General features: G+C 45.2%; 13 protein-coding genes. 9 read left to right on the top strand and 4 right to left on the bottom strand.

Going from position 1 to position 20,276, the window contains the following annotated elements; genetic code table 11:
• Positions 1–355 precede the first annotated feature (355 nt).
• The 7 genes from AC3WS5_RS15745 to AC3WS5_RS15775 all read left to right on the top strand — a co-directional run bounded on the left by AC3WS5_RS15745 (position 356) and on the right by AC3WS5_RS15775 (position 10,895).
• On the top strand, positions 356–1,708 hold the full coding sequence (locus AC3WS5_RS15745; RefSeq protein WP_492468366.1) for a dihydrolipoamide acetyltransferase family protein: 1,353 nt from the start codon (positions 356–358) through the stop codon (positions 1,706–1,708).
• Positions 1,674–3,068, top strand: a complete 1,395-nt coding sequence (gene lpdA / locus AC3WS5_RS15750; RefSeq protein WP_492468368.1) for a dihydrolipoyl dehydrogenase — start codon at positions 1,674–1,676, stop codon at positions 3,066–3,068. Before AC3WS5_RS15745 ends, lpdA begins: the two co-directional genes overlap by 35 nt.
• Before the next feature lie 119 nt (positions 3,069–3,187).
• Positions 3,188–5,647 (top strand): alpha-ketoacid dehydrogenase subunit alpha/beta, encoded by a 2,460-nt coding sequence (locus AC3WS5_RS15755; RefSeq protein ID WP_492468370.1) that lies wholly within the window; start codon positions 3,188–3,190, stop codon positions 5,645–5,647.
• Positions 5,648–5,694: 47 nt separating this feature from the next.
• Positions 5,695–6,360, top strand: coding sequence for a transaldolase family protein (locus AC3WS5_RS15760; protein ID WP_492468372.1), 666 nt, complete (start codon positions 5,695–5,697; stop codon positions 6,358–6,360).
• Between the two features lie 17 nt (positions 6,361–6,377).
• Entirely contained in the window at positions 6,378–7,541 is a 1,164-nt protein-coding gene (locus AC3WS5_RS15765) for a hypothetical protein (protein WP_492468373.1), read from the top strand.
• A complete protein-coding gene (locus tag AC3WS5_RS15770; protein ID WP_492468374.1) occupies positions 7,538–9,502 on the top strand; it encodes an SDR family NAD(P)-dependent oxidoreductase in 1,965 nt (654 codons plus the stop codon). Before AC3WS5_RS15765 ends, AC3WS5_RS15770 begins: the two co-directional genes overlap by 4 nt.
• A 124-nt stretch (positions 9,503–9,626) precedes the next feature.
• Complete coding sequence (locus AC3WS5_RS15775) at positions 9,627–10,895, top strand: zinc-binding dehydrogenase (protein WP_492468376.1); 1,269 nt, start codon at positions 9,627–9,629, stop codon at positions 10,893–10,895.
• A gap of 113 nt (positions 10,896–11,008) precedes the next feature.
• Here AC3WS5_RS15775 and AC3WS5_RS15780 read toward each other — a convergent pair whose 3' ends face one another.
• The 4 genes from AC3WS5_RS15780 to AC3WS5_RS15795 all read right to left on the bottom strand — a co-directional run bounded on the left by AC3WS5_RS15780 (position 11,009) and on the right by AC3WS5_RS15795 (position 18,024).
• Complete coding sequence (locus tag AC3WS5_RS15780; RefSeq protein ID WP_492468377.1) at positions 11,009–12,754, bottom strand: RagB/SusD family nutrient uptake outer membrane protein; 1,746 nt, start codon at positions 12,752–12,754, stop codon at positions 11,009–11,011.
• Between the two features lie 41 nt (positions 12,755–12,795).
• The gene (locus AC3WS5_RS15785) at positions 12,796–15,840 is read right to left on the bottom strand and encodes a SusC/RagA family TonB-linked outer membrane protein (protein ID WP_492468378.1); all 3,045 of its coding nucleotides are present in this window, start codon (positions 15,838–15,840) and stop codon (positions 12,796–12,798) included.
• A gap of 394 nt (positions 15,841–16,234) precedes the next feature.
• On the bottom strand, positions 16,235–16,564 hold the full coding sequence (locus AC3WS5_RS15790) for a virulence RhuM family protein (RefSeq protein WP_492468379.1): 330 nt from the start codon (positions 16,562–16,564) through the stop codon (positions 16,235–16,237).
• 8 nt (positions 16,565–16,572) lie between these two features.
• Positions 16,573–18,024, bottom strand: coding sequence for an ATP-binding protein (locus AC3WS5_RS15795; RefSeq protein ID WP_492468380.1), 1,452 nt, complete (start codon positions 18,022–18,024; stop codon positions 16,573–16,575).
• A gap of 309 nt (positions 18,025–18,333) precedes the next feature.
• Here AC3WS5_RS15795 and AC3WS5_RS15800 point away from each other — a divergent pair, with 309 nt between their 5' ends.
• Both AC3WS5_RS15800 and AC3WS5_RS15805 read left to right on the top strand, forming a co-directional pair.
• Positions 18,334–18,990 carry a metalloregulator ArsR/SmtB family transcription factor gene (locus AC3WS5_RS15800; protein ID WP_492468381.1) on the top strand — a complete coding sequence of 219 codons (657 nt, stop codon included), beginning with the start codon at positions 18,334–18,336 and terminating at the stop codon, positions 18,988–18,990.
• Between the two features lie 5 nt (positions 18,991–18,995).
• A complete protein-coding gene (locus tag AC3WS5_RS15805; RefSeq protein WP_492468382.1) occupies positions 18,996–20,129 on the top strand; it encodes an NAD(P)/FAD-dependent oxidoreductase in 1,134 nt (377 codons plus the stop codon).
• The last annotated feature ends 147 nt before the right edge of the window (positions 20,130–20,276 follow it).

The following is a 20,276-nucleotide window of genomic DNA, read 5'->3' on the forward strand; positions in this document are numbered from 1 at the left end:
GTCAAAATTAGACCCATACCCGTCTATGCGGGACCTGACGCCCGAGGGATGGGAATTCTGACGGCCAGACCTCCTATCAAACACTTTCGGAAACCTAAAAATATACGCGACCCATCCGTATTTTATCCCCCGCTTTCCCAATCCGGAAAGCTCATATGCATCACAGTACATGACAGTTTTGTAAATAATTACATCTACTTTCGGGGCGTATTGATTGTTTTTCAGAAAAACGCGGTGTTGAACATGAAGCCCGCCAAAACAGAAAGATACACCGAAATAAATCGGGAATCAGACGCAGGAGAATTTCAGCCCAGCAACCGAAACGGGGGCGTTTTTAATATAAATAGATTTTAATATGGCAATAGTTGTGATCATGCCCAAGCAGGGCCAGTCGGTAGAAAGTTGCATCATCAGTGAAATCACAAAGAAAAAAGGCGAAACGGTAAAAAAAGGCGAAACTTTATTCATTTATGAAACAGACAAAGCCAGTTTTGAAGAGGAATCGCCCGCTGATGGCGTGGTACTCGAATCCTTTTTCAAAGAAGGTGATGAGGTACCCGTCCTGAGTAATATGATGATCATCGGCCAACCAGGTGAAGACTATGCATCCTTGCTGGGCGAGTCATCCGCCGAAGCAGCGAAGGTTACCACAGAGCCCGAAGTGGGGGAAGAGTCCCTAGCAACCCAGACTCAAGAAGAAACGACCGAACCCACCGCCTCCCTTGCGGAATCAACACCTAAAGCAAAAACTTTTACATCCCCCAGGGCAAGGAAACTTGCCGAAAAAGAAGCCATCGACACCGATAGGTTGTCTGGCAGCGGCCCGCGAGGCAGGGTGATAGAAAAAGATGTCCGGACGGAAATAGAAAAATATCCGAAGAAAACAGAACTTGCAAAGAAGATGATCCAATCGGAAGGGATGACGCCTGAAACAGAAGGCAGCGGGCTGGCAGGCGCCATTCGATCCGCCGACCTCAAACCTTCCCTATCAACCCCTATGGATACCGAGTACGTGGACACCAAACTGTCCAATATGCGTAAGCTGATCGCCAAATCGATGCACGCGTCCCTCCAGAATTCGGCACAGCTCACCCATCACCTTGGCGCCGACGCCCGGGCAATCCTTGCACTGCGCAAAAAAGTCAAGGCCGCCGTCGAAGCCGGCACAATCGATACCAATATTACGCTGAACGATATGATCTGCTTCGCAGTCATCCGGGCGCTGAAAACCTACCCAAATGTCAATGCTCATTTTCTCGGCGATTCTATGCGGGTCTTCAAGAAAGTGCACCTGGGCCTGGCGGTGGATACCGACCGCGGACTGATGGTCCCCGTGGTGAGGGATGCCGATGATCTTTCGCTGAAAGGTCTGACAAACCAACTTAAAAGAGTAGCAGTCGCTTGCCGGAAAGGGAATATTTCTCCCGACCTGCTTTCACCCGAGGCAGCGACATTCACGGTCTCCAACCTGGGAAATTACGGGGTTGAAATGTTCACGCCGGTTATCAACCTGCCGCAGTCGGCCATCCTGGGCGTAAATACAATTCTCCCGAGGCCGAAAGAACTGGAAGACGGTATTTATGCATTTGTCCCCCATGTGGGGCTGAGCCTCACTTATGACCACCGTGCACTCGACGGTGGAGAAGCAACCCGGTTCTTAAAGCAGGTGGCTGATGAAATTGAAAACTTCTCAACGGATATTATTTGATAATATGTACGATTTACTGATTATCGGAGGTGGTCCGGCAGGTTATGTTGCCGCGGAAAGGGCCGGGCAGAACGGACTCGGAGTGGCCTTGTTTGAAAAAAAACATATTGGCGGTGTCTGCCTGAATGAAGGCTGCATTCCTACCAAGACCATGCTATACAGTGCAAAACTGTATGATCACGCACGTCATGGCGAGAAATATGGCATAACCAGTGAAAATATCCGGGCCGATTACGGTAAAATTTTCACCAGGAAGGAGAAAATTGTAAAGAAGCTCGTTGCCGGTGTGTCGGCAAAAATGAAACTGCACCACGTGACCGTCGTAAATGGTCAGGCTTTTATAGAAGGCCGAAGTGAATCAGGTATCAGCCTCACCTGCAATGGTGAGAATTACCTCGGGAAAAACCTGCTGATCTGTACGGGTTCGGAAGCAGCCGTACCGCCGATCCCAGGGTTGAAAGAAGCCGGCGATATTATTGTTACCAACCGTGAACTGCTGAACCTGAAAAAACAACCCGGATCCCTGGCCATTATTGGCGGTGGTGTCATCGGGATGGAGTTTGCCAGCATTTACAACAGCCTGGGGTCCACAGTGACGGTGATAGAAATGCTGCCTGAGATCCTGGGGACCACAGACAAAGAGCTCAGCGCCATGCTACGAAGCATCTACGCGAAACGAGGAGTTAGCTTTTACCTGGAATCGAAGGTGGTAAAAATTGAAGGCAATACCGTGTACTTTGAGAACGCAGGAAAAACGCAGTCCATTTCAGGAGAAAAGATCCTGGTCAGTGTGGGCCGGCGTGCAGTAACGGAAGGTTTCGGCCTGGAAAATCTTGGCGTGGAAACTACCCGCCAGGGAATCAAAGTAGATGAATACATGCGTACCAACGTTCCTGGTGTTTTTGCTGCCGGTGACGTCACGGGTTTCTCTTTACTGGCGCATACTGCAAGCCGCGAGGGCGAAGTAGTTGTAAATAATCTATCAGGCGGGAAAGACCGGATGCGTTACGAAGCCATCCCGGGGGTTGTTTACACAAATCCCGAAGTAGCGGGTGTGGGGCTAACCGAGGAAATGGCCAAAGCCAAAGGTGTTGAATACCAAATAGCTAGTCTGCCCATGACCTATTCCGGTCGGTTTATGGCGGAGAATGAAGGAGAGAACGGACTGTGCAAGGTGTTGATCGGAAAAAAATACGGCGAAGTACTGGGTGTCCATATGCTGGGTAACCCATCCAGCGAAATTATTTATGGCGCCTGCATCGCAATGGAACAGGAGATGACCCTGAAGGAATTAAAGGAAGTCGTATTCCCCCACCCCACGGTCAGTGAAATTTTTAAGGAAGCGCTGTTCAGCATTTGACAGCCCGATGGATACGGACGGCAGTAACTTTAATATATGAGCAGCTTTCTGATGAAAGCGTGATTAAAGCGGACGATTTATAAAGATACAAAAACATTTAAATATTAACAAATTTAATTATGCCCAAAAGTCAGTTTATTGATCCGGCAACGGCGAGGAAAGCAGGAGAAATAACGTTCAGTCCGATTCCTGTGAATGTCTACCAGAAAAGGGTAAAAGACGAAAAGAAAAATTATTCAGTGGAGCAATTCAGGGCGATTTATCACGATATGGCACTGATTCGTGAATTTGAAACGATGCTCAACCTGATCAAAACAAAAGGCGAATACAAAGGCGTTGCCTACAACCACCCCGGCCCTGCGCATCTTTCGATCGGACAGGAATCAGCAGCCGTGGGCATGGCCTTCACATTGACGGTGGACGATTTCATCTTCGGAAGTCATCGCAGCCATGGAGAAATCCTGGCCAAAGGAATGAGCGCTATCCACCAGTCCGAAGATGCCTACCTGATCGGCGTTATGGAAAGTTATTTTGACGGCGCCACCCTGAAAATTGTGAAAGAAGGATTTGAAGGCAGCGTAAAGGACCTGGCAAGGCGGTTCCTGGTTTATGGTACCCTGGCTGAGATTTTTGCCCGTGAAACAGGCTTCAACAAAGGACTTGGCGGTTCGATGCACGCATTCTTTACACCCTTCGGCGTGTATCCCAACAACGCGATTGTAGGCGGCTCCTGCGATATCGCTGCCGGTGCAGCTTTATACAAAAAGGTCAATCGTAAGAAAGGAATTGTGGTGGCAAATATTGGCGATGCATCGATGGCCTGCGGCCCGGTGTGGGAAGGTATTTCCTTTGCCACGATGGATCAGTTCAATAACCTCTGGGAAGGCGACATGCAGGGCGGATTGCCTTTTATTGTCAATATTATGAACAATATGTATGGGATGGGCGGACAGACGGCCGGCGAGACCATGGGTTACGGTATGGCAGCGCGCATTGGGGCGGGTGTAAATGCCGACCAGATGCATGCCGAGCGGGTTGACGGTTATAACCCCCTGGCCGTTATTGATGCCTACAAAAGAAAAAGAAAGATCATCGAGGAAAAAAAAGGACCGGTGCTGCTCGATGTGCTCACCTACCGTTACAGCGGCCATAGCCCCTCAGACGCTTCTTCCTACCGGACGCGCGAAGAAATTGAAGCCTGGGAATCCGTTGACTGCATCAGTGAGTTTGGCGGACAAATGATTGAAGCAGGTGTGGTCAAACAGGAAGACCTGGATGCGATCAGGAAGGATATCGATAAAGTAATATTTGATATGTTCCTGAAAGCAATTGATGAAACCGTGTCGCCCCGGATGAAAAATCCCGATGTTATTGGAGATATGATGTTCTCCAATGGGTCTGTGGATTCATTCTCGGATGCAAAACCGGATGTACTGATACCCATTGAAGAAAACCCGAGGGTGAAAAAAATTGCCGCTAAAGAGCGTTTCGCTTTTGATGCTGATGGAAAACCATTCAGCAAGATGAAACAGTTCCAATTACGCGACGGTATTTTCGAAGCGATTATCGACCGTTTTTATAAAGATGCCAGCCTGGTGGCTTATGGTGAGGAAAACCGGGACTGGGGTGGCGCCTTCGCGGTTTACAACGGACTAACCGAGGCCCTGCCCTATCACAGATTATTTAATTCTCCTATTTCTGAGGGCGCTATCATTGGCACAGCTATCGGTTACGGCATGTGTGGCGGACGTGTAATCCCCGAGATTATGTATGCCGACTTCCTGGGGCGCTGTGGAGATGAAATTTTTAACCAATTGCCCAAATGGCAGGCCATGAGTGGTAATGTGATAAAAATGCCGGTCGTGGTACGCGTGTCGGTAGGATCAAAATATGGCGCGCAGCACTCGCAGGACTGGACTTCCCTGGTGGCACATGTTCCGGGAATTAAAGTGTGTTTTCCTGCAACCCCTTATGACGCCAAAGGCCTAATGAATAGTGCCCTTCAGGGTACCGACCCGGTTGTCTATTTTGAGAGCCAGCGGATCTATGATATCGGCGAACAGTTTCATAAAGAAGGCGTGCCTACGGGTTATTATGAAGTGCCGCTGGGTGTTCCGGATGTGAAAAAAGAAGGAAAGGATATTACTTTCCTGACCATCGGATATACATTGTACCCGGCTCTGGAAGCAGCGAAGATACTGGAAGAAAAATACGGCATGAGCGCGGAAGTGATCGATGCGCGCACCCTGGTGCCTTTCAACTATGCAAAAGTGGTGGAATCGGTGAAGAAGACCGGTAAGATCATCGTTGCCAGCGATGCCTGCGCGCGCGGATCCTACCTGAATGACCTGGCAACCAATATCAGCAGCCTCTGCTTCGATTACCTGGATGCGCCGGTAAGCGTGCTGGGTTCGAGGAACTGGATTACCCCCGCGCATGAACTTGAAAAGGCCTTTTTCCCGCAACCAGGTTGGTTCCTGGACCTTATACATGAAAGAATACAGCCTCTGAAAGGTCATACTTCCGGTGAGAATTTTACAGATGCTGAATTCATGAGGCGGTCGGGATTGGGTATTTAATAATCTTAATATCTGAGAATTTATCAATATAAAATCAATTAAAATCCATGATATATTTAGCTGACACCGCTAACATCGAAGAAATCAGGGACCTGTTTCATTTCCTTCCCATGGAAGGCGTGACAACCAACCCGACCATCCTGTCTCATGCAAACAAACCATTATCGGTGATCATTCCTGAAATTCTTGAAAGCATCGGTGACACGATGATGCATATGCAGACAATCAGCGAGAAAGCAGAAGATATTCTCCGGGAGGGGAAAAAATATAAGGAACATTTTCAATTGGGTGATAACTATTACGTCAAGATCCCTGTAACCACAGAAGGGTTCCGGGCTATCCGGATGGTGAAGGAAGCCGGTATGAAAGTAACGGCAACAGCCATCTTTACCCAACAGCAGGCCATCCTCGCTGCCAAAGCGGGAGCCGATTTTGTGGCACCCTACGTAAACCGCCTGGATAATATATCCTCGCATGGGATTGATGTGGTGGCCGATATTGTGAAATCTTTTTCTCTATTCAGCCTGTCCTGCAAGGTGCTTGGTGCCAGCTTCAAAAATGTGGACCAGATTTACCGGGTGAGTATGGTGGGCTGTCATTCCGTTACCGCTTCCTATGAAGTGCTGAAAGCACTCACGATGCACCCGATGACGGATCGCGGCGTTATGGATTTTGAAAAAGACGGCGCCCACCTTTACGATATACCTTTTTAAAGGAAAGTAAAACTTATATGACTGTAAAAATTGTAAACGCACACATGCACAGCCCCTATTCTTTCAGTGCTTTTGACAGCATTGATCAGGCGCTGGATATGGCTGCTGCTGAAAACGTGTCCGTCGTGGGCATCAATGATTTCTTTACTACAGAAGGTTATTCCGACTGGGACGCAGGCTGTAAAAAAAGGTCATTATACCCCTTGTTCAATATCGAATTTATTGGTTTGAACCAGGACGACCAGAAAGCCGGAATCAGGATCAACGACCCCGGTAATCCCGGCCGTATCTATATCAGCGGCAAAGGGCTTTCCTTTCCGTTTCATTTGCCTGAACCTCACGCGTCCAGGCTTAGTGAAGTAGTAAAGGAAGCCAACGACCAGGTAAAAAAGATGTGCGTGAAACTGAACGAATGGCTGATCCTTAAAGAAGCCGGATTTCAACTCGACGTAAACGATATCATCTCCTCCTACACAAAAGGGCTGCTGCGTGAGAGGCATCTGGCCAAGGCGCTCCGGATCAGGGTTTACGATAGATGCAACGGAAATGAAACTTGCGTGCGCGAACAATTCAACGGGTTGTTTGACGGAAAGGAATTGAAATCGGCCATCACGGATTTTGCAGGCGTTGAAAATGAAATCAGGGCCAATCTGCTCAAAGCGGGCGGTGCGGCATTTGTTCCCGAGGATCCCAGGGCTTTCCTGCCCATGCAAACAGTTTGTGACCTAATCGTTACCGCAGGGGGCATTCCAACCTATCCTTTCCTTGCAGATGATGCAAAAGGTCATTACACAGATTTTGAAGGCGATCTTGAAAAGGTGGAGAAAGAACTTTCAAAAAGGGGATTTGCATCTGTAGAATTTATATCAACCCGGAACGACCTCATCCTGCTTGAAAAATATGCAGACTACCTCAGCAAAAAAGGATTTATAGTTACCCTGGGTACCGAACATAACACCCCTGCGATGGAACCCATCGAACCGTTCGCCAGACATGGAGTGGCGCTTTCAGAAAACCTCAAACGGATCAGTTATGAGGGGGTTTGTGTGATCGCCGCACACCAGGAGCGCATCAGGAAGGGGCTGGAAGGCTATCTGGATAAAAATGGGAAGGCCGACCGGAATAAGAAAGCTGAATTTATTGCGCTGGGAGACCAAATTATAAACGCTGTCGTTCAATGAAAGAATTAAGAAATTTAGCAGAAGTATCCAACTACTACGGCAACCGGAAAGAATATGTGATAGCCGGAGGGGGTAATACATCTTTCAAAAACAAGGAAAAGATCTGGATCAAGGCCAGCGGCAGCGCACTGGCCAACACCTCTCAAGAGGACTTTGCCGTATTGGACAGGCAAAAACTGAAAAAACTATCCACTGCCCTCTACAGTCAGGACACAGATGAAAGAGAGAGACAAGTAAAAATGGACCTGGAACTCGCGCTACTTTCTCCAGGCAAACGTCCTTCTGTGGAAACCCCGCTTCATAACATTATTAACTTTAGTTATGTGGTGCACCTGCACCCGACCCTCGTCAACGGGCTGATGTGCGCGAGGGATGCTGAACAGGAACTGGATCGCCTTTTCCCGGCAAAAGAAGAATGGGTTTACGTCCCTTACACGGATCCTGGATATATCCTGTTCAAAAGAGTTTCTGAGTCACTGCGGGAGCACCGTGAAAAATTCACGTCGGAACCACACACGATCTGGTTGCAAAATCACGGCATTTTTGTTTGTGGCGAATCGGTAGAAGAGATTCAGGCTATTTATGAAAAGGTCCTGGGCACTCTTGAAGCCAGCCTCAGGGAGCCGCTACCTGATGAGACTGAAACAGCGCCGACGGACGTATCTGTTGTGCCTGCGTTGCGGATGTTATTATCTTCTGATGAACTGAAGGTCGTCAAAGTCAGGAATAATGAGCTGATCAGCCGATACTGCGCCTCAGCAGCATCCTTTGCCAACGTCTCGGTGCCTTTTATTCCGGATGCCATCGTTTATTGCAAGGCCAATTACCTTTATTTTCCGCAGGATAAATCAGCTGAAATTTTGGAAGTTGCCAAACAGGAAATCACCCAATTCATTGAGCAGTTTGGCTATACACCGAAAGTTCTTGCACTAAAAAATATCGGCATCCTGGCCGTTGGTGATGATGCCCGCCAGTGTGAACTGATCCTGGATGTTTTTGAGGATGCTATTAAAATTGCGCAATTGTCGGAATCTTTTGGCGGACCCAGCCCGCTGAATGATGCACAGATCCGTTTTATCGATACCTGGGAAGTTGAGAACTATCGGAGGACGGTTGTTTCCCGGGCTGCCAACGGCAGGCTTAGGAGCCGCGTGATCATTGTAACCGGTGCGGCCCAGGGTTTCGGCGAAGGTATTGCAAAATACCTGATCTCGGAAGGCGCCAATATCGTCGTGGCCGACCTGAATGAAGCTACAGGCGCGCGAACAGCCGGGCTTCTGGACAAGGCTCATCCGGCGGCAAAATCACTGTTTGTAAAAACAGATGTGAGCGATCCGGCGAGCCTCGACCTCTTGATGCAACGAACCATCCTGGAGTTCGGCGGCGTGGATTGCTTCATCAGCAATGCCGGCGTACTTCGGGCCGGAGGGTTGGAGGAAATGACACCCGAAACTTTCGATTTTGTGACCCGGATCAATTACAACGCGTTTTTCTATTGCACCCGGGCGGTCAGTCGTATTATGAAACTGCAAACGAAGTTTGCGAATCCAGGTTATTTCGCCGATATTATCCAGATCAATTCGAAATCGGGACTGCGGGGCAGCAAAGCAAATTTCGCTTACGCCGGTGGTAAATTCGGAGGCATTGGGCTGATGCAATCATTCGCGCTGGAACTGGCTCCCCATCGGATCAAGGTAAACGCCGTTTGCCCGGGCAACTATTATGAGGGACCACTTTGGAGCGATCCGGAAAATGGGCTTTTTGTACAATACCTGAATGCCGGAAAAGTTCCGGGAGCTAAGACAGTGGAAGACGTGAAGAATTTCTACCTGGCACAGGTGCCGATGCACAAAGGTTGTACGCCCGAAGATGTCGGAAAGGGTGTGATCTACCTGATGGATCAGACGGGCGAGACAGGTCAGGCCCTGCCGGTTACAGGCGGGCAGGTGATGCTATCCTGACACAGACAAGCAAATGTTTGTGTGGTTTAATTTTCGGGAAATGGGGATCCCTTGAATACCAAGCGGATCGCTTTATAACTTTTAATCAACAAAACTGTTCTATTTAAAAAATAAATTATCTGTTATGCGCACAAAGGCAGTTAGACTTTATGGTAAAAAAGACCTCAGGCTGGAGGAATTTGATTTGCCTCCAATCGGGGAAGACGAAATCCTGGCAAAGGTAGTTACAGACAGCCTGTGTATGTCGTCGTACAAAGCAGCTACCCAGGGAACTGATCATAAGCGAATTCCCGATGACGTGGCTGAATATCCAGTAATCATCGGTCATGAGTTTGCCGGAGAGATCGTGGAGGTAGGACCTAAATGGGCCTCCAGGTTCAAAGTTGGCCAAAAGTTTTCGATTCAGCCCGCGCTGAATTTTGAAAACGGACCGGTTGGAATCCTGAGTGCACCCGGTTACAGTTACCGTTTCGTGGGTGGCGATGCCACTTACGTGATCATGCCGAACGAGGTAATGGAGCAGAACTGCCTGTTGTCTTACGAAGGTGAGGGATTTTTCCCGGCTTCCCTTTCAGAGCCGCTTTCCTGCGTAATCGGTGCGATGCATGCGAATTACCATACCCGTCCGGGCAGTTATGTCCACCAGATGGAGATCGTGGACAAAGGCAAAATGGCTATCCTTGCGGGTGTAGGTCCCATGGGACTCGCAGCGATCAATTACGCCATCCACAGACCGGACCGCCGACCCTCTTTGCTAGTTGTGACGGATATGGATCAGGCCAGGCTTGACCGCGCAGCGAGCCTTTATACGGTGGAGGAAGCAGCAAAGTTTGGTATCGATTTGAAATATATCAATACCAAAGAACTGGAAAACCCGGTAGAAACCCTACGGGCAATATCAGGAGGCGAAGGGTTTAATGACGTATTCGTATTTGCACCTGTCAAACCCGTGGTTGAGCAGGCTGATGCTATCCTGTCGTTTGACGGTTGCCTGAATTTCTTTGCCGGCCCCAGTGATCCCAATTTCAGCGCAATGTTTAATTTCTATAATGTCCATTACGGGTTTACGCATGTGGTGGGGACCAGTGGTGGTAACAACGAGGATATGGTAGAAGCCCTGGAGCTAATGTCAAAGGGGCTTGACCCGGCAGGTCTGGTTACGCATATCGGCGGACTGAATGCCGTGCCCGAAGCGACGTTGAACCTGCCTCATATACCTGGCGGGAAAAAACTAATTTATACCCACCTGGAATTCCCGCTCACGCCCATTTCCGAGCTGGAAAAAGCCGGAGAATCCAATCCCGTATTCGGTGGGTTAGCTAAGATCTGCGCAAGGCATAACGGACTGTGGAGCGTGGAGGCTGAAGATTATTTACTGAAAAATTTCAAGTAGCGTTCACGGCAGCAAACATCGCTGCCCGTTTATATTCATGACTTCAATGAAAAGATCCCGGAATAAATTCCGGGATCTTTTTTAATATTCTCTGGTTGGTGACTTTATATTTTTTAGTACCCTTCGTTTTGTACTAAGAAACCCGGTTTGCTGGAGGCTCCATCCACTGCTTGTTGTGGAATCGGAAACAGCCTCTTTTTCACATCTTTATTTGTTTTTTCTGTCCAGCCGCCTTCATATTTTCCAAACCGTATTTGGTAGTTTCTGCGAAATCCTTCCCAGTATAATTCAAAACCTGATTCACGATAAAGATTATCCAGATTTATGGTGCTCCACGCAGCCGGAGTTTGGGCGGGGCGGGCGTTCCTGGATGTACGTAAGGTATTAATGTCTGCGAGAGCCCCTGCAACATTATTATTTCTCAGCTTAGCTTCTGCCCGCATAAGATAAATTTCTCCCAGCCGAATCAACACCAAATCAACGGCACTGTACGAACAGCAATCTGGCGCTTTATGGCTAAACTGGTATTTTGAAAAGCGGTATCCGGTATTGTGCAGACTGCCGTTTGCCGTAAAATCAATATTGAGCGTATGGTCTACATACGTGCGGTTTGCACCACTGGTTCTGGCATTGATTACAGGGTATATCCTCACACCGCCATCGTCGCATTTCATGATCTTACCGCTCCCATCTTTTCGTGGGCCCCAGATAATTCCACGAAGTATGCCTCTGTCTATTTCGAAATTTTCTGCTTTCACACAATAGTAGTGATTAGCATCGTTGGATGGATTAATGCCTGTAAGATCTTTGAGATTATCGGGCACTATTGTATTCTTCTTAAAGAAACGGGCGTCAGCGTCGGCAGGATCGACCTTGCCGTATGCGTCAACCCAAGTTTGGTAAAAATCAGGGGTAAGTGCAGCAGCGTCGGTTCCGCGTGTGCTGGGAAACTCAGGTCTTGGCACCAGGTCTCCTGAAATAGACCAGTAGGCCCACCGTTGGTGTTCTGTTTGAAGCACACCTCTTTGATCCAGCGCAAAAATCAATTCAGAATTTGTGGAGTTATTATCGCTGAACAAATCAAAATACTCTGCAGATAACTTATAGGGACCGGAGATGATATCGCTTGTATATTTAATTACCTTGTCCATATCCTCTTTTTTGAAGTCTGGCGTACCATAGGGATTGCGATATACTGCAGCGTTCAAATATAAACGCGCCAGCAGCGCCTCAACAGAAAACTTGTTCAGTCTTCCGGGATAGGCATCACTGGTAATAGCATCCACTACCGATAACAGATCCTTTTCAATATAAGTTATGGCTTCCTGCTGTCTTAAAATTTCTGAAGTTTCTGACGAATTAGCTTTTTTAAACACCAGTCCCCAGTTGTCCAATGCAAGCATATTCAGATAGCCTCTCATCGCCACCATTTCCAACAAAGCTTTACGGGCTTCTTCATTTCCCTTTTTGGCTTCAGGCTCCAGTCTTTCAATGGCTATTACTGTTTTCGATAATGTTTGGGTAATCATTTTCCAGGCATCGCCCACCAGGCTATTACTGGGCGTCATCAAATGTTGATGCACCGCAATGAATTTACCGCCATCGTACCAATCCTTACCACCCCGATAGGGAAGAATGGCTTCATCCGAAGCAATTTCCTGCAATCCAAAATTTACCGTATGCAACCAAACGTTACGAAGGTTGCCATATACCGGTGCAATTGATCCGGTAACCACATCTGCCTGACCGGTACCGGTTAACGACTCATCCAGTATTTCTTCGTTCAATTTGGTACAACCAATCATCGTAAATATGAATGCAACCAAGGCAATTGCCTGATATATATTTTTATTTTTCATCTTTCTTTCTATTTTGATACTTATTTAAGAGACGGTTCTGATTAAAAGGTTAGGTTAACGCCAAGCATGAAAGTCCTGGCCTTGGGGTATGTAAAATAATCTATCCCAAAAGTTTGGATACCACCAGACACAATGCCCGTGTTCAATTCAGGATCGAACCCCGAATATTTTGTTATAATGAAAAGGTTTTGGCCGGTAAGCGAAAAACGGATATCCTGAAATGCGTGACCTAATCCTATTTTTTCGGGATTTAATCTATAAGCCAATGTGGCATTGTTCAATCGCAGGAATGAACCGTTCTCTAAAAACCGGGTAGATACCGTATTGGAATTGGCGATAGATTCGTTTGGATATTGTATTGCAAAATCGGTTGTATTATTCGACCTGGAAAGCTGTGCCTTGGTAAAGAGTGACATCTTTGTATGGTTGTAAATTTTATTTCCAGAAATGCCATTGAAGTTCAGTCCAAAGTCAAACGCATTGTATTTAAGATTAACATTAAAACCGTAAATAAGCTTGGGTATCGCACTGCCCAGCACCCGTCGGTCGTTATCCAATATGGCTCCATCACCATTCGCATCCCAAAACTTATTTAGTCCATCAGCACCAATACCATCGAATCGAAAAAGATAGAACGCACCGATGGGTTCATTGTTCAAATATCCGTTAATGGTAGCACCAGTTTGGCCAGCGCCCTGTGCAGCACCTGTAGTTAATACAGAATACGGCGAATTTTTAACCTTGTTCATTATATAAGTTACGTTCCCGCCGATACCATATGAGAAGGGACGGGTGACATCGCTAGTATAATTCAGCGCCAATTCCAGACCATTGTTCTGTATCTTCATGTTTTCAATGTTGGCCCAATAGGTTGATGTTGGCTGAACAGGATCCATGGGAACCACCTCCAGCAATATGTTAGATGATTTTTTGTTGAAATAATCAACAGTACCCGACAGGCGATGGTCAAGTAATGCAAAATCGAGTCCCGCGTCGATTTGTGTTGAAACTTCCCATTGCAAATTGGGATTTGCCAAACGGGTGTAAACAATGCCGTATGGATAACCGTCGATAGAATTGGATTTGGTATTGATTGGGTACGTGTTAGAACTTCCCCCGCCAGAAATCAACCGGGTTTCAGAATAGCTTGCTCGCGTAATCTTGGATGGAATTTCCTGGTTACCGGTTTGTCCCCATCCTGTGCGCAGCTTCAGGTTATTGAATATGGAATTTTTCATGAACGCTTCTTTGGTGATGTTCCAACCTAAAGCAAACGAGGGGAAATAACCATATTTCCTGTTTTCACCAAATTTAGAAGAGCCGTCGGCACGGACGGTAGCGGTAACCAGAAATCTTTCGTCGAAAGAATAGTTTGCCCTGGCAAAGAAAGACTGCAGTTCATTCTTAATGGCAGATGAGTGTGCAGAGGTTGGATATTTATCTGTACTCGTTTGATCCTGGTATATCGGATCTATGTTGTTATTTGCAAAACCTCTGTAGGCAAACTGCCGGTTTATATCAGTGAATTTTTGGTACGAATGACCAATCATTGCTGTTAAATTGTGTGCAGGTTTGGTCCAGTTGTAGGTGAGGGTGTTCTCTGTAAGTTGATTCGAATTAGTACTTATATCGGTTACTACATCGCCGTTAGAGATATTGCTTTCATTTACAACCTTAGTGTAGGGTTTATATTGCCGGTCGCGGTTGGTGGCAGAATAGTCTATACCAAAATTCAATTTATAGGTAAGGCCTTTTACAATTTCAATAGAAGGAGAAATGATTGCCAGCAACCGGTTATTAACAGCCTTGTCGCTATATATATTATATCTGGTAATAGGGTTTAGGTCGTTGGTTTTAAGTGGTGTGGGACTTCCGTTTGTATACGCAGGTACTGTTGGATTTAAACCGAGCATATCACTGATGGTAGCGTTGATATTCGGACGAAGGTTCTCAAGATGTGACGCTGTAATATTATAGTCAATGTTAACCCTGCCATTAAATGCTTTCTGGTTCATATTCAACTTAGCGGAATACCGCTCTAATCCACTATTTTTTAAAATGCCTTCCTGATTTTGGTAGCCCGCAGATGTGAAGTATGAAAACTTCTGATTTGTTGCCCCGCTCATTGAAAAATTCAGGTTTTTAGAAATCCCTTTTTGAGATAATTCATCCTGCCAGTTGGTATTCCCCCCATAATCATCAAGAGATCCTCCTGAAGCAGGTACCTGCTTGCGAAAAGTAGCGGCGTCAAAAACATTTATTTTCCTCGCCATAGACGACACTGCTGTGGAGAGCGAAAGGTTCATTTCTGTTTTTCCGTTCCGTCCTTTTTTTGTGGTAATAACCACCACCCCGTTTGATGCCCTGGAACCATATACTGCTGTGGCACTCGCGTCTTTTAAAACATCGATACTGGCAATGTCATCCGGATTAAGAAAATTAAGCGGATTGGAGGCAACTCCAATGGATGCGTTGTCTATCAGGAAACCATCTACAACATACAGGGGCTGCGTGCCGGATCGTAAACTTCCGATACCTCTGATAATTACATGCTGCGAAGCACCAGGCTCACCGCTGTTGGAGGTTATATTTACGCCTGCCATTTTACCTTGTAAAAGATCTCCAGGGTTCATGACTACGCCTTTGTTGAAATTTTCACTCTTTAGTGATGCAATGGAACCTGTAATGTCTGATCTTTTCAAGGTGCCGTACCCCACTACCACAATATCGTCCAGTTGTGAAACAGCAGGAGTCAATTGAACGGCTATTTTCGATTGACTATTCACGGAAATTTCTCTTGTTGCATATCCGGTGAACGAGATTTGAAGAATAGCATTGGGTGCAACGTCAATGAGGAATTTTCCATTGGCATCCGACGTCACGGCATTCCTTGTTCCTTTTTCAAGAATTGTCGCACCAGACAACGGCTTTCCTGTTTCATCTGTTACGGTACCAGATACAATCTGTTGTAGCGCAGTCGCGCTTGCTTGCAAAGCACTATCCGGGCGTGGAGCGCCCATTGCGGTCGAATAGATCAACGATGTTGAGAAACATGCAATTACAAATAGTAGTTTTTTTAAACTCATAGAGAATGTTGATTGGTTGAGAATGTTATCAATTACATTTAATAGAATAGAACCTGAAAAGACAGATTTTAACTGGTGGCGAAATTATCGGGCTAATTGGGCTAGAAGGTTATGGGAATATTATCTTTCTATTAACCGGAGTTCGATGATAAAAGGAGGCTACCCTGAGAAGTTTTTTCAACTTCAAGTTTTATAACGGTTTTTTGGGGAAGAAGCAGCGAGCAAAACTCTCTTTTCCCGGGGCGATGCAGCATCGCTGCCGGTTTATATTCATGACTTCAATTAAAAAGATCCCGGAATAAATTCCGGGATCTTTTTTAATATTCTCTGACTGGTGATTTTATACCGCAAGCTTGATCATTCTATCTTCACTTACGAGGAAATTCTTGCTGTCTCAGGTTGCCCAGATACGGAACTGAGTACCTTGAAGCGATTTTACTCGATAGCCTACTGAAATGATAACGTCCAGATTGTAGTGGTCTATTTCCCGCTCCACTTCCCGATTGCCCTCCATCCGAACTTGTCGGAATTTCCGACAGGTTCGATTTTGTTCCAATTCTCCCTCTTCAAACACATTGGCAATGTGCTCCGCCACTGTACTTCTGCCTTTGCCAAACAACGTTGCCATTTGCTCCTGGGTCAGCCAAACGGTTTCTTCTTCCAGCCGAACATCTATTTTGATGTTGCCTTCGGGCTTCTGGTATATAATTATTTCGCTGTTCATTCAATGGATCAATCATTACCCGTCTTCTTCCTCAACGTAAGCTCACCAATATTATAAGCGTACAGCGACGAGGGCACAAACGTAAAACTCAGATCGTCAATTTTCTTCGTCCCGGAAACGTTTTTGGTGGTCACTAATGCGCTTTTCAGGCCATTGAAGATACAGAATTTTATTAAACTCTTTAAATCCTGTGGCTTTTCAAAATATCTGTTACTCCATTTGATCTCAACGCCCCAGACCGGTTTGAACTTCTTATCGTCCAACAACACCAGATCCACTTCCCCCTCAAATCTGCCTTCTTTCCAGCGGGCGTATGTGAGATCCAACTGTTCACGGTGCATCCACTGAGATAAGATGGCGGTTTCTACCATATTTCCCATTTCCTGATCGCATTCTCTGATGGGTGAAAAAAGTGCAGTCCTCAAAGATGGATTGGTGAGATACACTTTGAAACTCGTAATTCTCTTGAAACGCTTTGCATTTGCATCCACTTTGTTCAGCACTTTGATCAGGAAGGCGGCTTCCAGATATTCAAGATACTTTTTCAGTGTTTCTTTATTGATGCCACTTTCCTTTGCCATTTTTTCATAGGAAAATTCATTTCCCGAATGGTAAGCCAGGTACGTGAAAAAACGGTTGAGTTCCTGCACATCTTTTACGCCGTACAGACTTGGCAAATCGCGCAAAAGCACTTTATCTACAATGTCGTTCTTCACATATCTGCCCATATCTTTCTGGATTTTTTCGGATAGTACCACTTCCGGATATCCTCCAAAGTTCAGATACTGCAGAAATTCCTGATTCAGCTCATCAATATTATGGGTAATGCAGTACGGAATCTTTCTGCCGGCATATTCAATTTCACTATGCTGCATGAGATGGTCTTTCTGCTTCAAAAAGATAAACTCCTGAAAGGTTAACGGCGGAAGCATAAATTCGGTAAATCTTCCGGCACCGCTTTCTGTACTATGCCAGCGAAGCGCCGCCGCTGCAGATCCCGAAACGATGAATTTGGTTTCGGGATAAGAATCTACCAACACTTTCAGATGCCTTTCCCAGTCCCTGAGATACTGGATTTCATCAAAAAATATGTAGCAACCATTCAGATTATCCAAGTTCAGGGCTTCTTTGCACAAATCCAAAATGTCCTGCAAACTCAGGTTTATGTAAATGGGATTATCGATCCCCACAAAAAAAATACGGTTCGGGTGGATTTGATCCTCCATCAACTGGTGAATGGCATGGAACATCATAACGGTTTTACCCACACGTCTCGGTCCCATTAACACGACAGCACGGCGTATTTCCTTCTCCTGAACAAAGGGGTAGAACAAATTAAAATACAAACGCCGGGACATCTTCCTGAATACCTCCGGCACTTCTCTGGTAATCCACCAGGGATTTTCGTACTGAAGACGCTCAATAATTTGAGGTTTTGGAATAAGACCGGAATATGCCATTATTTTGCTTATTTATACAAATATAGTCAAAATTAGCACTAATAAACATACTTATTTTTACATTTATTGTTAAAATAAGTGAATTCTTGCAAACAGAAGGGTTTATTTCTGCGCTGATTCAATGGAAGTAACGACCGCCATGGACAGCCTTATTCGTTACCCAGACCGCATCTACACACTATATTTTATACTCATTATACTCACTTTAAAATTAAAAAGTCGCGTGAGAGTATTTGTGGTTTTCAATTTTTATATTCAATAGTTTTATCGAATACTTGAATTATCTTTGTCTTCTTAATTTACAAGAATATGACGGGTAGGGATTTCAAAGACGCTATATATGATGGACTTTCAAAACTACTCAAAGCCTTGGCTAATCCGCTTCGCTTGGAAATTATTGAAATGCTTTCTCAAGGAGAGAAAAGCGTGGAAGGTATTACTCAAACCACAAACCTATCCTTTGCAAATGCTTCGCAGCACTTACAAGTTTTAAAAAATAACAATATTGTTAAGTCCCGCAAAGAAGGGCATTACGTTTACTATTCTCTCATTAATGATGATTTTTTGTCCTTATATCAGCACGTTATTAAATATGCAGTAAAAGAAATAGCCGAACTTGAAAAGATAATGAACCGCCAAAGGGAAGACAACAAATCATTAAATGCAATGAGCATTGATGAGTTGGAAAGCATGATTGAGCATAAAAACGTATTGCTTTTAGACGTTCGCCCTTCCATTGAATATGAGTTTGGGCATATCACCGGCGCAATTTCTGTTCCTATGAATGAACTCATGAAACAGCTAAAAAGCATATCTAAAGACAAAGAAATTATTGCCTACTGTCGTGGCCCCTTCTGTGTGCTTGCTGATGAGGCAGTGAGAATCCTAAGTGAAAAGGGGTACAAAGTCAGAAGATTAGACGAAGGATACCCCGAATGGAAAATAAAACAATTGGAAAAAAACTGAGCAATATGAAAACAATTATTATACTTGGAGGTAATGTTGGTGGAGTAATAACAGCAAACACACTTCGTAAAAAAGTAGGGAAAGAACACAAAATCATTGTAATAGATAAGGAGCAGAAACACACCTTTGCATCTTCCCTTCTCTGGATTACTAATGGTACAAGAAACGAAAAAACTATATCAAGGAAGCTTGATAGACTCAAGAAAAAAGGCATTGAATTTATTCATGGTAACATTGAAAAAGTTAATCCCCAAAATAGAGAGGTTACAGTAAATGGTCAAACATTAACTGGAGATTATCTCGTAGTAGCGTTAGGAGCCGAAACCTCAGATAGCTTAGGAATAAGCTCCAAAGGGTATAATCTATACACTGCCGAAGGTGCTGATGGCTTACACACAGCTCTTTCCAAATTCAGCGAAGGTAAGATTGTAGTAATGATTACGGCATTGCCTTTTAAATGTCCCGCAGCACCTTACGAAGCAGCATTACTAATTCATTCATTTCTAAAGAAAAAAGGCTCAGTACCCAACATTGAACTATATTCTCCTGAAGTCGGCCCAATGGGTGTAGCTGGCAAGAAACTTTCTTCTATGGTGAGGGGTTTCGTAGAAAGCAAAGGAATAAAATATTTCCCGGAACATCAGCCAATATCTGTCTCAGACCATTCAATTTCCTTAAAAAATGATATGTCTGTAAATTTTGATCTGCTTGCATACATTCCCAAACACCAGTGCCCTAAAGTAATTAGAGATACAGACCTTGTAGATGAAAGTGGCTGGGTAAAGGTTACCAATAATCATACATTGGCAACAGAGTTTCCTAACGTTTATGCCATTGGAGATATAATTAATATCCCGCTTGTACAGGGTAAACCGTTACCTAAAGCAGGTGTATTCGCTCATAGCCAGGCTCAAACTGTTGCAAATAACATTGCAGTAGCTATAAATGGCAAAGGAACTACAAAATATTTCAATGGGGATGGCGGTTGTTTCATAGAATTAGGTGATGGTAAAGCCGGACTTGCTAAAGGAAACTTCTATGCAGAGCCAATGCCAACAATAAAAATGTTCACGCCTGGATATCATTGGCATTTAGCTAAAATCCTATTTGAAAAAATGTTCTTATCCAAATGGTTTTAAAATATCAAACCATGAGAAACTATTATAACATTAAATAATATATTTATATGTTGTTAGGTAATGGTGGCGCAATATAATACTCCCCGAAATTCAGACCAGAGGGTTAGTTAATAAATTTGTATTAATTTAAACCTCAATTATGAAGAA

The sequence above is a fragment of the Niabella sp. CPT15-335-S11 genome, from assembly GCF_058792415.1.

Excerpts from the sequence above, each read along its gene's own strand:
- AC3WS5_RS15745 (WP_492468366.1), top strand. The coding sequence starts at position 356 with ATGGCAATAGTTGTGATCATGCCCAAGCAGGGCCAGTCGGTAGAAAGT.
- lpdA (WP_492468368.1), top strand. The coding sequence starts at position 1,674 with ATGAAATTGAAAACTTCTCAACGGATATTATTTGATAATATGTACGAT.
- AC3WS5_RS15755 (WP_492468370.1), top strand. The coding sequence starts at position 3,188 with ATGCCCAAAAGTCAGTTTATTGATCCGGCAACGGCGAGGAAAGCAGGA.
- AC3WS5_RS15760 (WP_492468372.1), top strand. The coding sequence starts at position 5,695 with ATGATATATTTAGCTGACACCGCTAACATCGAAGAAATCAGGGACCTG.
- AC3WS5_RS15765 (WP_492468373.1), top strand. The coding sequence starts at position 6,378 with ATGACTGTAAAAATTGTAAACGCACACATGCACAGCCCCTATTCTTTC.
- AC3WS5_RS15770 (WP_492468374.1), top strand. The coding sequence starts at position 7,538 with ATGAAAGAATTAAGAAATTTAGCAGAAGTATCCAACTACTACGGCAAC.
- AC3WS5_RS15775 (WP_492468376.1), top strand. The coding sequence starts at position 9,627 with ATGCGCACAAAGGCAGTTAGACTTTATGGTAAAAAAGACCTCAGGCTG.
- AC3WS5_RS15780 (WP_492468377.1), bottom strand. The coding sequence starts at position 12,754 with ATGAAAAATAAAAATATATATCAGGCAATTGCCTTGGTTGCATTCATA.
- AC3WS5_RS15785 (WP_492468378.1), bottom strand. The coding sequence starts at position 15,840 with ATGAGTTTAAAAAAACTACTATTTGTAATTGCATGTTTCTCAACATCG.
- AC3WS5_RS15790 (WP_492468379.1), bottom strand. The coding sequence starts at position 16,564 with ATGAACAGCGAAATAATTATATACCAGAAGCCCGAAGGCAACATCAAA.
- AC3WS5_RS15795 (WP_492468380.1), bottom strand. The coding sequence starts at position 18,024 with ATGGCATATTCCGGTCTTATTCCAAAACCTCAAATTATTGAGCGTCTT.
- AC3WS5_RS15800 (WP_492468381.1), top strand. The coding sequence starts at position 18,334 with ATGACGGGTAGGGATTTCAAAGACGCTATATATGATGGACTTTCAAAA.
- AC3WS5_RS15805 (WP_492468382.1), top strand. The coding sequence starts at position 18,996 with ATGAAAACAATTATTATACTTGGAGGTAATGTTGGTGGAGTAATAACA.